The organism is Collinsella bouchesdurhonensis (assembly GCF_900155365.1).
Taxonomy (GTDB): Bacteria; Actinomycetota; Coriobacteriia; order Coriobacteriales; family Coriobacteriaceae; genus Collinsella; species Collinsella bouchesdurhonensis.
Genome location: NZ_LT699743.1, coordinates 401,787 through 416,946, shown reverse-complemented (window position 1 = coordinate 416,946; position 15,160 = coordinate 401,787). Strand labels below are relative to the sequence as shown.

The following is a 15,160-nucleotide window of genomic DNA, read 5'->3' as shown; positions in this document are numbered from 1 at the left end:
ATTTAATGAACCCAACGCATACGTTGCTGTTTATTCCATTTTTGACCGTTTGCAAACTTGTCTAGTTTTTAAGATACAAATAATTTTGATAGAGAGGTATAGTAATTTACAAGATACGCACGTCATGCGGTTATTTCGGCCTTTTGGTGAGGCTATCCTTTGACGGAATCGAAATATTAAGGGGTGGGGGATGGATATCTCTCGAAAGACCGACTACGCTCTTCGCATGCTCGCGATGCTTGCGGATGGCGAAAACAATCTCTTGTCGGTTAGGGCTGCTGCAGAGCAGGTAGACGTGCCCTATTCGTTTGCTCGATCCATCCAGCATGGCCTGGTGCAGGCGGGCATCGTGGAAAGTCTGCGCGGCGTGCATGGCGGCATGCGTCTCAAGGCGGACCCCAATGATGTCACAATCAGGCAGATCGTCGAGGCCGTTCAGGGTCCCATGGTTATGAATGATTGCACTGCCAACGGTGCCGAATGCCCGCGCATGAATTCTTGCTGCTATCATTCCGTTTGGATGGGCGCTCAGGCTCTTATGGTCGATTACCTTGATTCTGTGACGCTTGCCGACGTGGTTCAGGGCACGCTTGCTCCGGCAGTGGATGCCAAGTTTGCCAACCGCGAATCGTTTGCCGAGTACGTTTCGTGCGCCGAAAAGTGCCGTCGCCTCGCATAGGCGATGCTTGCTTCTTTTCCGCGCGGATTAGGAGCAGATACAGATGAATGCAGACCCCTTTCGTAAGCTTGTGCGATCGGAAGGGGTCCGTTTGTATCGCGACCTTCCGTGGCGCCGCACGCGCGATCCATACGGCATCTGGCTTTCTGAGGTGATGCTGCAGCAAACGCAGGTGGTGCGCGTTTGCGATCGATGGTCTGCGTGGCTCGAGCGCTTTCCCACTGTTGGGGCCTTGGCTCAAGCGCCCGTTGCCGATGTTTTGGCTGCTTGGCAGGGTATGGGATACAACCGTCGTGCGCTTGCGCTGCATAAGGCGGCGATGTATATCATGGAGCGATTTGATGGCGAGTTTCCGCGTGACGCCTCTGCTTTGTGTGAACTTCCGGGGGTGGGCCCGGCGACGGCGCAAGGTATCCGCTCCTTTGCGTTTGATTTGCCCGGTGTGTATCTCGAGACCAATGTGCGCACAGTGATTCTGCATCACTTTTTTCCCGATGTTCCGGCGGTGCCCGACAAGGAGCTGGTGGGTATTGTAGAGGCTACGTGTCCTGGCCCACAGGTGCCCGAGGGGCGCTTTGCCCTGCCCGAAGACGAGCGAGATACGCCGCGCACCTGGTATTATGCGATGCTCGATTACGGCGCATATCTTAAAAAGACGATTCCCAACCCTTCGCGTCGTTCTGCTTCGTATTCAAGGCAGTCTGCTTTTGAGGGTTCGCGCCGCCAGAAGCGCGCGGCTCTTGTCCGCTGTTTGCTTGAGGCGGGCGAGGGCGGTTTGAATGCGGGCGAGGCGCGAGCCGCTCTGGACAAGATGGAAGCCTGCGCGGGACGCCCTGCGGTTGCGCCTGATGTAGCTCAGTCGATTTTGGAAGACCTTGCGCGCGAGGGCTTTTGCCAGAAGCGCTCGGATGTTGACCGATATTTTGTGGCGCACTAGATGTGCTCGGCGAATTTGCCAGGCGATACTTGCTAAGCGTGCCGTCCGCCTAAATACTGCTTGACCGCGCATAGCATCGCTCGCATGATGGTGCTGACAATCCTTCGTACATGCCCTTCCGTAAGGGAGGCCAATATGAGCTTGTTTATCGAGACTCCTCAGCAGGAACAGCTTCGGTTGCTGCGCGAACAGCGAGAACAGCTGAAGCACCTGCGCAGCATGTCGGAGGGCGCGGGCGTTGTCGGTAGCGCCGAGGACACGTCGCAGATGGATCGATTGCTACTTGACCAAAGATTATTCGCATCCGCTCCGGCACCGAACTCGGCGAAGCCGGCAGGTTCCCCTTCGGCAAAAGGGTCACTGAGGGATTCAATTCGAGGACTTGGACGCAAGCGGTGCGAGGGAGTATCTGAGGAGCCGTATTCGATCGCTCAAGAATCGTATGCCGAGCAGCTGAAGTTTGATCGTCAACGCACGCGACGTCGTCGAGGGGCTGCGGTGGCGCGTTCTCTCCTTGTTGTGGTCCTGGTGCCCATTTTGCTTTTTGCTGCTTTTGTGGGGTCGTATGCATTGACGTGCATTCTCAATGGTGCGTCTCCCCAGGAGCTCACTTTGCTTATGGGCGAGCTTTTTGCCAAGATGCAAGCGTACGGCGGTTTGATCATCGCGATGTTTTCCAGTTGATGCCTGGCGATACCCTATAATGAACCCGGTAAAAAATCGCAGGTAAGGCGGTTGGATTGAATATCTTATTGGTTTGCTGCACGGTTGCGGCGTGCGTTGCGGCTGTCGCCTCTGTGCTGACGGCGGTAGCTATGAGGCGCAATAGCCGTGATGCTGGTCTTGCGGAGCATGTGGACGAGGAACTCGATATCTTGGTGCGCCTCGAGGATGCCCTGCGCGACGCTCGTCTCGAGTTGCGCACACAGACCCAGACACAGGCGGCATTCTCGGCTGCAGAGCAGCAGCGCTTCGAATCGCTTGTGCGCGCATTCCAGCGGGCTTCGACACAGACGGACGCCTTGCGCCGCGAAGTGTCACAGCAGATGGGCCAGACGCGTGAGGCAACCGAAGTGCGTCTCGAGGCGGTGCGGGCATCGGTCGAGCAGCGGCTGGCAGCCATTCGCCAGGATAATGAGCGGCAGCTGGAGCAGATGCGTCAGACGGTGGACGAAAAGCTCTCGCGCACACTCAACGACCGCCTCGCGGCTTCGTTTAAGCAGGTAAGCGAGCAGCTCGAGGCCGTCTATAAAGGTCTGGGCGATATGCAGAGCATCGCTGCGGGCGTGGGCGACCTTAAGCGCGTACTCGGCAATGTCAAGACGCGCGGAATTTTGGGTGAGGTTCAGCTGGGGGCGATTCTCTCCCAGATTTTGGCACCCGAGCAGTACGTTGAGAACGTTGCCACCAAGCCCGGTTCAACCGAGCGTGTCGAGTTTGCCGTCAAGTTGCCTGTGGAGGCGGGTGACCCCATCTTGCTGCCTATCGATTCGAAGTTTCCAGGCGATGCTTACGAGCATCTGCGCGAGGCCATGGATGCAAGCGACGCCGATGCCGTGGCGGCGGCGCGTCGCATCTTGGATGCTCGTATTAAATCGGAGGCCAAAGACATCTGCGAAAAATACCTTTCGGTGCCCGAGACCACGAATTTTGGCATCATGTTCTTGCCGTTTGAGGGCCTCTATGCCGAGGTCGTCAACAGACCGGGTCTTATCGAGTTGCTCTCGCGCGACTACCATGTGAACGTAGCCGGGCCCAGCACCATGGCTGCGCTGCTCAACAGCTTGCAGATGAGCTACCAGACTTTTCGTCTGCAAAAGCAGACCGACGATGTGCTGAGGGTTCTTTCTGCGGTCAAGGCGGAGTTGCCGCGCTATCAGGATGCGTTGCGCTTGGCGCGTCGCCAGATAGATACGGCGGGCCGCACGGTCGATTCGATCATCACCACGCGCACCAATGTGATTGAGCGCAAGCTCGGCTCCATCGGCACGATGGAAGATGCGGAGGAGGCTGAGCGCCTGTTGGGGGTGACCTCGGCACTGCCTGAAGTGCCGGGGGACGATTCGGTCGAGGGCGCGGCGGTTGGTGCTGCTGCTACCGCGCATCTCGATGCCGTCTCTTCTGGTTCCGATGTGCGAGGAGGTGTTGACTGATGCCGCGCGAAACCAATGCTTCGCGTCGCGAACGCGCCATCGAGGTGTGTGAGCGCCTGAACCGAAGGTACGGTCCGGTTGAGTGCTTCTTGGATCATCAAAATCCGTTTCGTCTGGTTATCTCGGTGCTGCTTTCTGCGCAGACAACAGATGCCCAGGTGAACAAGGTAACTCCAGAGCTTTTCCGTCGCTGGCCCACACCCTATGAGATGGCGGGTGCCAGCGTTGCCGATGTGATGGATGTAATCAAGTCGCTGGGCTTTTACAAGACCAAGGCCAAGCACTGCGTGGAGGCCGCAAGGATGATTGTGGCCGATTATGGCGGTGAGGTGCCGTCGACCATGCGCGAGTTGCAAAAGCTGCCTGGTGTGGGGCGCAAGACGGCAAATATCGTCCTCAATGTGGGCTTTGGCATTGTGGAAGGCATTGCGGTGGATACGCACGTGAATCGCATCGCGCATCGGCTGGCGCTCTCGCCCAAGACACACGAGAAGGAGCCGCTCAAAACCGAGCAAGATTTGCTCAAGATTTTGCCGCATGAGTATTGGGAATCGGTCAATCACCAGTGGATATCGTTTGGCCGCGAGATTTGCTCTGCCCGTTCCCCCAAATGTGCGGAGTGCCCGCTGGCAGATCTTTGCCCCTCCTGTAACTGATTTGTGCGGGTAGGCTTATTTGTGACGTCTTGTGCGCAATGGCCAGATCCGTTGTTTTGTTTTGAACGTAAGGAATGATCGATGCTCATTCATCGCATAGCTGCACAACTTCATACTGCCGAAGGCTTGCAGGTCATCGAGCAGGCGTTGACGGACGGTCAGGATGCGACGCTTGCCGTGTCGCTCTCGGCGCGCACTCTTGTGCTGGCTTCGCAGTTCGCTCGCCATCCTCGTCCCTGTGTGTATGTGGTGTCTGGCGAGGAGGCAGCTGATCGCGCAGCACGAGCGCTCATGGCCTATCTGGGCCGCGAGCACGTGGCTCGCTTCCCCGAGCGCACGGATTACCCCTGGAAAGACCAAAAGCCAGACGACGTTGCGGTGGCCACGCGTTGTGCTGCGCTTGGGCGTATCGCTCGTGGCGAGGCATGCGTGCTTGTGACTTCGGCTCGTGCCCTGCTGCGCTGCGTACCCCCGCGCGAGAGCGGCTATTGGGAGTCCGCGACCTTTACCGTGGGCGACGAGATTCCTTTTGAGGAGGTGCCCGCGCGTCTTGTGTCCATGGGCTACACGTCTGCCGATGCGGCACCCGAACCTGGCTATTTTCACGTGCACGGCGATACCGTGGACGTCTATCCCGCGCAGGCCTCGTCGCCCGTGCGCATGGAGTTCTTTGGCGACGAGCTCGACCGTATTCGCCATATGGTTGCGTCGACTGGTCAGACGATCGGCGACGCCGATGCGGTCGAGATTTATCCCTGTCGCGAGCTTGCGCTTACCGACGATGCCGTTCATCGCATCACCTCGGCGCTGTACGCGCCAGCGAAAAGCGATACCGAGCTCGCTGCGCTCCTGGAGATGGTTCAGGCGCGTATCGTCACGCCCGAGCTCGAGCGCTTCTTGCCCTTGTTCTACGAGTCGACGGTGAGTCCGCTTGCCCATGTGAGCGACGATACCCTGGTGGTTCTTTCCGAGCCTCGCTCGCTTTTTGACGATTGCATCCGAGCCTATGAGGACTTGGAGCGTCGTGCAGGCGAGGCGGGCGTATCAAAGCTCGACGGGCTCTACGTGCGCGCTCAGCAGCTCGACTTTGGTCATCAGCAGCGTTTGAACTACGTTTCGCTCATCCGCGCCGGCGGTGCCGTGACGGCCGAACTCAAGATCGAGCAGCCTGCTATCGCCGGTTCGGATACGCGTTTTCTTTCGCGTGTCCAAGAAGTGGTGAACAATCGCTGCGCGGTCGTCTTCGCCATTCCCGATCGCGGTGCGCGTGAATCCATGGAGCTCAGCTTTACCGACGAATCTATTCCGTTTGAGGAGTCGCTTACGGCTGCTCCCGAAAACGCTGGCGTTGTAGCAGGAAAGACGAGCGTGCATGTGCTTGCAGCCGATTCGTCCGAGCGCATTGCCGCCGGCGAGCGCCGGGGCGCGGGCGTGCACGAGCCTGCCGTCTCTCGCCGCACTGCCGACTCACTGAACGCCCGCGGTCTTGAAGAAGGCGCCTCCTACACGGTCCCCACGCTCACGCGCGGTCGCGTGACCTTTGTGGATGCGCCCATTCAGCAGGGATGCGTGATTCCCGACGCCCATCTGGCCGTTTTCTCCATCGCCGATCTGAATGCTCGCATGGATGCCAAGCGTGGACGCACGCGTCGTCGCGTGGATATCACCGAGGTCACGTTCCCCTTCAAGCCGGGCGATTACGTGGTCCACGCGACGCACGGCATCGCGCTGTTTGCTCAAATTGTCCGCCAGGAGGTGGGAGGTCGCGAGCGCGATTATTTCCTGCTTGAATACGCTGATGGCGACAAACTCTACGTGCCGCTTGAGCAAGTGGACCGCATCACGCGCTATGTTGGCCCTGACGGCGACAAGCCGCGCTTGACGCGCTTGAACACTGCCGATTGGAGCCGTGCTACGGGCAAGGCACGTAAAAGCGCCAAGAAGCTTGCATTCGATCTGGTGGATCTTTATACGCGCCGCTCCTCCATTGCCGGCGTTGCGTGCCCGCCCGATACGCCCGAGCAGATCGAGATGGAGGAGAGCTTTCCGTACGAGGAGACGCATGATCAGCTCGACGCCATCGCCGATATCAAGGCAGACATGGAGGCGGCAAAGCCCATGGACCGCCTGCTCTGTGGCGACGTGGGTTTTGGCAAGACCGAAGTTGCCCTGCGTGCTGCCTTCAAGTGCGTGGATTCTGGGCGCCAGGTGATGGTGCTGTGTCCCACGACCATTTTGGCGCAGCAGCATTTCCAGACGTTCTTTGAGCGCTTTGCCCCCTTTGGCGTGGAAGTGGATGTGCTTTCGCGCTTTAGGACGCCGGGGCAGCAAAAACGCGCGCTTGCGGCTTTTGCCGAAGGAAAGGTCGATGTGCTCATCGGAACGCATCGCCTGCTTTCCGCCGATGTGAACCCCCACAATTTGGGGCTGGTGATCATCGACGAGGAGCAGCGTTTTGGCGTGCAGCATAAGGAGCAGCTCAAGAACTTGCGCGAGCAGATCGATGTCCTCACGCTTTCGGCAACGCCTATTCCGCGTACCATGCAGATGGCTATCTCGGGCGTGCGCGACATGAGCCTTATCACCACGCCGCCTACGGGACGACGCTCGGTGATCGTGCATGTGGGCGAGTACGACCCCGACGTAGTGAGTGCCGCCATTCGTCTGGAGGTGGGCCGCGGAGGCCAGGTGTACTACGTGTCCAACCGCGTGAAGACTATCGACGATGCGGTCGAGCGCGTACATGAGGCTGCGCCCGAGGCACGCGTGGGCGTGGCGCACGGCAAGATGAGCCCGCGCGAGGTGGAAGACGTGATGGTTGAGTTTGCCGAGAAAAGAATCGACGTGCTCATCGCCACGACCATCGTGGAGTCGGGTATCGACAACGCTCATGCCAACACGTTGATTATCGAGGATTCGCAGCGCCTGGGTTTGGCTCAGCTTTATCAGCTCAAGGGTCGCGTGGGCCGCTCTGCCACGCAGGCGTACGCGTACTTTATGTTCCCGGGTGAGACGCCGCTTACCGAGGAGGCGACGGCGCGTCTGACAGCGCTTTCGGAGTTCCAAGATCTGGGCAGCGGCATGCGCATTGCCATGCGCGACCTGGAGATCCGCGGCGCTGGTTCACTTGTGGGGGCCGAGCAGCACGGCAACTTGTCGAGCGTGGGCTTTGACCTGTTCACGCAGATGCTGGGCCAGGCTGTTGCCGAGGCACGCGGGGACGATTCCGAGACCGTTGAGGCAGCGGGTGTTGCCATCAACATCCCGGCGGACTTCTTCTTGGACGAAGAGTACCTGCCGCGTGTGGATGAGCGCGTGCTCGCATATCGTAAGCTTGCCGCGGCGGATGATCTGGAGAGCGTGGACCGGCTGCAGGAGGAGACCGAGGCTGCTCACGGCGAGCTGCCGCAGGCGGGCCTCAACCTGTTTGACCGTGCTCGCATCCGCATTCGCGCAGAGCGCTTGGGGCTGGAAAGCGTGACGCTCAGCGGTGGACGCTTGACGTTTTTGGGCGTGGACGTACCCAAGAACGTGGCGTTCGATCTTAAAGATCGCCTGGGGGCGGTGGCGTTCCCCCGTTCCCGCAAGCTGTCGATTCCCTATCGCACGGGAGCTGGTGCCGGTTCGGGCGTGGGGCGCGGTCTCAACGCCGATGACGAGCGGGGGCCCGTTGCTGCAGCACTTGCCGTTTTGTGCCAGTTGGGAGCGAGCGGCGACGACGATTAGCGTAAGCTATGGCGCCGGGATATGGCGATGCGTCGAGTTGTTTGCCATGCCCCGGTGTTCGTTTATGTTTGAATAACCGCTGCGGTAATGCGTCTGACGATCTACCGCAGACCGAGAAGAAGGAGCATCTTTTGGTTACGTTTGAGAACGATTATTCCTTTGGCGCTTGCCCGGAGGTTTTGGCAGCTTTGGTCGATACCAACATGGAGGCAATGACCGGTTACGGTGAAGACCCCCATTGCGCTCGCGCCAAGGAGCTGATTCGTCAGGCTTGCGAGGCGCCGGATGCCGACGTGTTTCTCCTTGCAGGCGGCACGCAGACCAACCAAGTTGTGCTCGACATGCTGCTTGCTCCTTATGAGGGCGTGGTCGCCGCGGCCACGGGGCACGTTGCCTGCCATGAGGCGGGGGCTATTGAATTTGGCGGTCATAAGGTGCTGACGGTTCCTGGGCATGAGGGCAAGATGCACGCCGATGAGCTGGAACAGCTGATCGATCTGTTCTATGCAGATGACAATCATGAGCACATGGTCTTCCCGGGAGCGGCATATATTTCCTTCCCGACGGAGCTTGGCACACTCTATTCCCGTGATGAGCTGGCGGCAATCTACGAGGTCTGCCAGAAGCACGAGATTCCGCTTTTTGTGGATGGTGCGCGTTTGGGCTATGCCCTGGCATCCCCCGAATGCGATATCACCCTGCCGCAGCTCGCCCAGCTGTGCGATGTCTTTTATATCGGCGGAACCAAGGTGGGGGCATTATGCGGCGAGGCGGTAGTCTTTCCCTCGGGCAATGCTCCCGCGCACCCGATTCCGCGCATCAAGCAGCATGGTGCACTTTTGGCTAAGGGCCGCCTTCTGGGCGTGCAGTTCGAGGCGCTGTTTACGGATGGTACCTATGTGCGCATTGCGCGTAATGCTATCGATATGGCAGGACGTTTGCGCGCCCTGCTGCACGAGCGCGGCGCACGCTGGTTCTTGGAGTCTCCCACCAATCAGCAGTTCATCATTTTGGAAAAGGGCGAGTATGAGCGCTTGGGCAAGCAGATTTGCCTGAGCTTTTGGGATACCTATGATGAGGACCATGTGGTTGTGCGATTGGCTACCAGCTGGGCAACAACGCAGGAGGACCTTGATGCCCTGGCCGCCGCGCTGTAGGGCACCGTTTGGTATCGGAGACGAGTTTAGGTGTCACAGATGTTTTCGATAGCAAACGGGGGCTCGCCATCCGCCGCCCTTGACCAGGCTCATGCTACGCTTGGGCGATATTTTGGCTATGAGTCGTTTAGGCCGGGCCAGGAGCGCGTTATCTCTTCGATCCTTGCCCGGCGCGACGTTCTTGCCGTGATGCCCACAGGTGCGGGTAAGTCCATTTGCTACCAAGTGCCTGCGCTCATGGGATCGGGTCTTACCTTGGTGGTGAGCCCGCTTATCTCGCTTATGGAAGACCAGACGCGGGCGCTGCTTGCTGCCGGTGCGCATCCGAGCTACCTCAACTCATCGCTTTCCATTCCTCAGCAAAATACTGTGCTCAAACGAGCGGCCGACGGTGCCTATCAGCTTATGTTCGTGGCGCCCGAACGTCTGGCGGACCCGCGCTTTATTGCATTTGCCCAGGCCGCGGCGCAGCCAGGTGGTATGGGCATTCCGCTTTTGGCAGTGGACGAGGCTCACTGCGTGAGTCAGTGGGGGCAGGATTTTAGGCCGGCGTATCTTCAGATCGCTCAGTTTATCGAGGCGCTGCCACAACGTCCCGTGGTCGCGGCGTTTACCGCTACGGCAACCGAGCGTGTGCGTATGGATATCCAGCAGATGCTGTGCTTGCATGCACCGCAGGTTGTGGTGACGGGTTTTGACCGGCCCAATTTATCGTTTGAGGTGCAGGAGATGCCCGAGCGCCAGAAGGCATCGTGGATTTGTCGGTATGTGACAGAACATCCCGACGAAGCGGGAATCGTCTACTGTGCCACGCGCAAGAGCGTGGACGAGCTGACGTTAACATTGCAAGATGCGGTGGAAAAACAGGGGCTCGATATGCGCATTGCGAGCTACCATGCCGGTATGGGCATGGAGTCTCGAACGCAAAACCAGCAGGCATTTGTGCGCGACGACGTGCGTGTGATGGTCGCCACCAACGCCTTTGGCATGGGTATCGACAAGCCCAACGTGCGCTATGTCATCCACAATAACGCGCCCGAGAGCATCGAGGCTTACTATCAGGAGGCTGGGCGTGCCGGTCGCGACGGCGACCCTGCGAGCTGCTTTTTGCTTTGGAACGGCAACGATCTGCGCTTGCGTCGTTTCTTTGCCGAGCAGGAGCCCGATGACGAGCAACTCGATGAAGAGCAGCGCCTGCGTGCGCGGCAGAATCGCTTTAGGCTTATCGCCCAGATGGAGGGCTATTGCAAGACAACCGGTTGTTTGCGCGAGTATATGCTGCGCTACTTTGGCGACGAGGACGCTGCTGCCGAGGTGCTGGCACATGCGGCCGAAACAGGGACCGGTTGCGGAAACTGCGGCAATTGCCTGACGGAGTACGAGGTCGAGGACATGACCGAGGCTGCTCGCGCTGTTATGGCGTTTGTCGCTGCACGACCCGGGCGCTTTGGGAAGTCGCTTGTGGCCGATGTGCTGCATGGTGGAAAGACGCAGCGTATCTTTGAGCTGCATCTGGACGAGGCTGCAGGCTATGGCAGCTTGGCGGCAGAGTCGGCCGGACGCATTCGCAATCTGATCGACCAGCTGTGCGGGCGCGGGTATCTGGCAAGCTCACAAGGGCAATATCCCACGCTGCTTTTGGGGTCCCGTGCGGTGGAGGTTGTGGATGCGGATGGAGGCCTCGCTGCCGATACCGGCGCGTTTACGTTTACCGTGAAGCGGGCGGCAAAGAAGAGCCGCGGCTCGCGGGCGCGTCGCGCGGTCGATTTGCTGCGCGAGGAATCAGACGCCAGGAGCGTGCCGCGCGTGGGCGACGATGTGGAGCTCTTCGAGCGCCTGAGGGCACTTCGCACGGAGCTGGCGCAGGAGATGCAGGTTCCCAGCTATGTGGTGTTTCCCGATAAAACGCTGCGCGCCCTGTGTCGCCAACGCCCCCATTCATTCGATGAGCTGCTCGAGGTGTCGGGTATCGGCGAGAAAAAGGCCGAGAGTTTTGGCGAGCGCTTCATGGCAGAAATCGCCGCTTTCGAAGAGTTGCACGCACGCGAATAGTGTTTGTTCTGCCGCTTCGATGTCCGTACAATATGACGGATAAATCTATCCCCCAGCATATTGAGGAGCTTGTATGTCTCAACAGTCTGCACCGCGTGATGCCGCCGAGGCAGCCCGCGCCGCCTTCGCTTCGGTTGAGGGCAAGCCGTTTCCCGATGATATCTTCACGGCTCCCCAGCTTACGTGGGCTGTTATCGGTTGCGGCGTGATTGCCAACCAGATGGCTTCAACGCTCGAGCTCGCTGGCCGCAAACTTGCCGGCATCTACAACCGCACACACGAGAAGGCGGTCGCTTTTGCCGAGAAGTACGATGTGGCCCGCGTGTACGATACGCTCGAGGAGCTTTGTGCCGATCCCACTATCGACGCGGTGTATATCACCACGCCGCACAATACGCACATCCACTATCTGCGCGCCGCACTTTCTGCCGGCAAGCACGTACTGTGCGAGAAGGCGATTACCCTCAATTCGGAGGAGCTCAACGAAGCGCGCGCGATTGCCGACGAGCACGGCGTGCAGCTTATCGATGCCACGACCATCCTTCATATGCCGCTCTACCGCGAGCTTATCCGCCGTGCCGAGAAGGACGAGTTCGGCAACATGAGCATTGCCCAGGTGAGCTTTGGCAGCTATAAGGATTTTGATCCGGAGAATCGTTTTTACAATCCACGCCTGGCTGGCGGCGCGATGCTCGACATTGGCGTGTACGCCCTTACCATGGCGCGCATGTTTATGCTTTCGCAGCCCGAGGATGTTGTCTCCATCGCCAACGCTTGCAATACCGGCGTAGACGTGACGAGCGGCATCGTGATGCGCAACCCCGATATGCAGATGGCCGTGATCTCCCTTACGCTCCATTCCAAGCAGCCCAAGCGCGCCGTGCTCTCGTTTGAGAATTGCTATATCGAGGTCATGGACTACCCGCGTGCTGACCGTGCCACTATCGTATGGACGGCGACGGGCGAGCGCGAGGAGGTTCATGTGGGTGAGGAGGCATACGCTCTTGCCTACGAGGTGGCCGACCTCGAGAAAGCCGTTGCCGGGGACCGCGTGGAAGACGCGATGATCGTCTTTGCGGCCGACGTCATGGATCTGATGACGCAGTTGCGTCGCACCTGGCGCATCTACTACCCGGAGGAGGCCGAGCTGGCAGCTGCTGCCGGTTGTCGTGTGGCTGGAGAGTAAGTCTCGCCTGTTGGGCATGCCTGCGACCGCGCGCGGCCGCAGGCGCTTCTCGCACCCAGTCGCAGGCGCTTCTCGCACCCAGCCCCTTTCCCAAATGAAGCAATAAATCCCATTTAGAACCGTTGTCGCGCTTCTAAATGGGATTTTTTGCTTCATTTAGGATTTGAGATTGCCGCCGGGGTGGGGGACGGGCTTGCAGTTGGCTGCCTGAGGGCATCGGGGGCGGTGCAGAGCTGGCGTGCGACTGTTGAAAACCTGTCATCGCTGCCCGACGCTTTTGTTGATAACTGGGCAGTTTGGTTTGTTGGAGATGCCACTCGCGGCGTAAATTGACCGTTTGCTGATCTCTCTCTTCGTTTCACGAGGAAATATTGCGTCTGACCTGCCCTGTTAGATTGCGGAGGAGATTGACACGCCTAACAAAAGGACACCCTTCTTGTTAGCTTTGCTGCAATGGGGGGAGGCCATATGAAGCACACCGCATGTGGCGAAGAGCTTGAAAGGCTCTTTAAAGAGTCTGAGGAGAGGCGGCGCTGCCTGTACCCGAATTCGCGCAGTGTGGAAAAGGCTCTCTTGCGTCGCGTCGAGGCAAAAGAAGTGTATAGCCCGTATCCGGGTCTTTTTGAACGTTCTTGCTGGTCGGCACAGGAATATCGCCGTTTGGTTGCGACTCGTGTCGTCAAAACGCTCGCGGAACTACACCCCGAATGGGTCTTCACGTCTTTTTCCGCGGCACTTATGTATGGACTATGGGTTCCATACAGCCGCCTCAATCCGATTCGAATATGCGCGCCCAATGCCTCGTATCGACGCCGCTCTAAGCATCTTTGGGTATCGCGTCTCGCACCGACTGATGTCCATTTGGAAGGAGAGGCAAACGTTACGGGGCTTTGCCAAACGCTTCTGGAGTCTGCTCTCGATGCCCCTGTCCACCTTGCGCTGCCTACGATTGACAGCGCGCTGAGATATCTGCTCATATCGCGAGAAGACCTGCTTGAATACGCGCAGCGCGAGGGATATCGACGCCGTGGTATCGGGCGTGCTCGCGCAGCCTTTGCCCATGCTGATGGAGAATCTGAAAATGGTGGCGAATCGATGGTTCGCGGCATAATTATTGAGCTGGGATTTATGCCTCCGATAATGCTTCAGGCCGAGTTGCCCGATCCGTTAAACCAGGGTCATGTGTATCGCGTCGACATGCTGTGGGAGCTCGATGACGGCAGATGCGTAATCGGCGAGGTCGATGGCGCGAGAAAGTACAAGGATGCCGATTGCCTGAAGGGTAAAACGACTCAGGATGTTCTTGTTGAAGAGCGCCAAAGGGAATCTCGGCTTACGGCTCTGGGCATGCCCGTCATGCGCGTTCTCGTCCGCCAGATATTTGAGCCGGGCTATATGGAGTCTTTGCTCGAGGCTTTTGGAATTCCTCGCATCGGCCCCGGAGTGCGATAGGGCGGCCTGCCGTTCCGGAATCTAGATTGCTTTCCAAATGAAGCAGAAAATCCCATTTAGAGCTGCTGTTGCGGCTTCTAAATGGGATTTTCTGCTTCATTTAGCTTTTTGAGGAGCGCCAACGAGGCGGAATGGCAGCAACGAAGGGCCGGCGCCTGTTTACCACCAGGCAAGCTGGGCGATGTTATCACGGATGTGCTGGCAGCTCTTATGGAAGCCTTCGAGCTCGGCATCGGAGAGGTCGAGAGTGTAGACCTGCTCGATGCCCTCGGCACCAATTACGCAGGGGAGCGACGTGAAGATGCCCTCTTCGCCATACTGGCCGCACATGAGGGTGGATGCGGAAAGTACGGCGTGCTCGTTGTGCAGCACGGCAGCGCAGACGCGCGCAGCGGAATTGGCCACGGCGTACTCGGTGCAGCCCTTGCCCTCATAGGTCACATAGCCGCCCTTGCGTGCAAGTTCCTCGACTTCTGCCTGGTCAAAGCCATATTGCTCGGGATATTCGCACGCAAGCTCAGAAAGCGGCTTGCCGGCGATGGTCGCGGCCTTCCAGGCGGCAATCTGGCTAAAGCCGTGCTCGCCAATCATATAAGCATCGATGGACTTGGGGCTGATGCCGCATTTCTTGGAAATCTCGGAATGCAAGCGCGCGGAATCCAGGCCGCAACCCGAGCCGATAATCTTCTTGGGGTCATAGTTGGTCAGGTGCCAGATGGTCGTGCACACTACGTCACAGGGGTTTGCGATGGATACCCAGATGCCATTGAATCCGGCATCGACAACGCGGTTGGCGAAGGAGCGGGCAGAGTCGGTGGTGCAGAACAGCTCGCCGTCACGGTTGCCTGCGGCCATGGCCACGTTGCCTGCGGCGTTAACGATGATGTCGCACGAGGCGAGCTCCTCGTACCTGTCGCCTACATTGACGATCTTTGTGTTGAAGGGAACAAAAGTGAGGGAGTCGTGCAGGTCCTGGGTTTCGGACAGGACCTTTTGCGCCTTGACGTCGCAAAGATAGAGTTCATCGGCCAAGCCCTGCAGAAGCAAGCTGTTGGCGACGTGCGCGCCAACGTGTCCCAAACCGATGATGCCAACTTTACGTGTTGATGCCATAGTGGTAAGCCTTTCTGCGAGCGAATAGTTTGCTCATTGTAGTTCTATG

At 58.7% G+C, this 15,160-nt stretch carries 11 protein-coding genes; 10 read left to right on the top strand and 1 reads right to left on the bottom strand.

The window, feature by feature from the left end; genetic code table 11:
* Positions 1-190 precede the first annotated feature (190 nt).
* The 10 genes from BQ9843_RS08125 to BQ9843_RS08080 all read left to right on the top strand — a co-directional run bounded on the left by BQ9843_RS08125 (position 191) and on the right by BQ9843_RS08080 (position 13,998).
* Complete coding sequence (locus tag BQ9843_RS08125) at positions 191-679, top strand: RrF2 family transcriptional regulator (protein WP_040221320.1); 489 nt, start codon at positions 191-193, stop codon at positions 677-679.
* Positions 680-722: 43 nt separating this feature from the next.
* Positions 723-1,616, top strand: coding sequence for an HhH-GPD family protein (locus BQ9843_RS08120; protein WP_075844618.1), 894 nt, complete (start codon positions 723-725; stop codon positions 1,614-1,616).
* Between the two features lie 135 nt (positions 1,617-1,751).
* On the top strand, positions 1,752-2,300 hold the full coding sequence (locus tag BQ9843_RS08115) for a hypothetical protein (protein WP_075844617.1): 549 nt from the start codon (positions 1,752-1,754) through the stop codon (positions 2,298-2,300).
* Between the two features lie 56 nt (positions 2,301-2,356).
* Positions 2,357-3,769 (top strand): DNA recombination protein RmuC, encoded by a 1,413-nt coding sequence (gene rmuC / locus BQ9843_RS08110; protein ID WP_075844616.1) that lies wholly within the window; start codon positions 2,357-2,359, stop codon positions 3,767-3,769.
* Positions 3,769-4,425 (top strand): endonuclease III, encoded by a 657-nt coding sequence (nth, locus tag BQ9843_RS08105; protein WP_022386821.1) that lies wholly within the window; start codon positions 3,769-3,771, stop codon positions 4,423-4,425. The genes rmuC and nth overlap by 1 nt, the downstream gene beginning before the upstream one ends.
* 81 nt (positions 4,426-4,506) lie before the next feature.
* A complete protein-coding gene (gene mfd, locus BQ9843_RS08100; RefSeq protein WP_075844615.1) occupies positions 4,507-8,151 on the top strand; it encodes a transcription-repair coupling factor in 3,645 nt (1,214 codons plus the stop codon).
* Positions 8,152-8,282: 131 nt separating this feature from the next.
* Entirely contained in the window at positions 8,283-9,308 is a 1,026-nt protein-coding gene (locus BQ9843_RS08095; RefSeq protein WP_075844614.1) for a threonine aldolase family protein, read from the top strand.
* Between the two features lie 39 nt (positions 9,309-9,347).
* Complete coding sequence (locus BQ9843_RS08090; protein ID WP_075844613.1) at positions 9,348-11,360, top strand: RecQ family ATP-dependent DNA helicase; 2,013 nt, start codon at positions 9,348-9,350, stop codon at positions 11,358-11,360.
* Between the two features lie 73 nt (positions 11,361-11,433).
* The gene (locus BQ9843_RS08085; RefSeq protein ID WP_083648023.1) at positions 11,434-12,546 is read left to right on the top strand and encodes a Gfo/Idh/MocA family protein; all 1,113 of its coding nucleotides are present in this window, start codon (positions 11,434-11,436) and stop codon (positions 12,544-12,546) included.
* 468 nt (positions 12,547-13,014) lie between these two features.
* A complete protein-coding gene (locus tag BQ9843_RS08080; RefSeq protein WP_075844612.1) occupies positions 13,015-13,998 on the top strand; it encodes a hypothetical protein in 984 nt (327 codons plus the stop codon).
* 159 nt (positions 13,999-14,157) lie between these two features.
* Here BQ9843_RS08080 and BQ9843_RS08075 read toward each other — a convergent pair whose 3' ends face one another.
* Positions 14,158-15,111 carry an L-lactate dehydrogenase gene (locus tag BQ9843_RS08075; protein ID WP_075844611.1) on the bottom strand — a complete coding sequence of 318 codons (954 nt, stop codon included), beginning with the start codon at positions 15,109-15,111 and terminating at the stop codon, positions 14,158-14,160.
* Positions 15,112-15,160 lie beyond the last annotated feature (49 nt).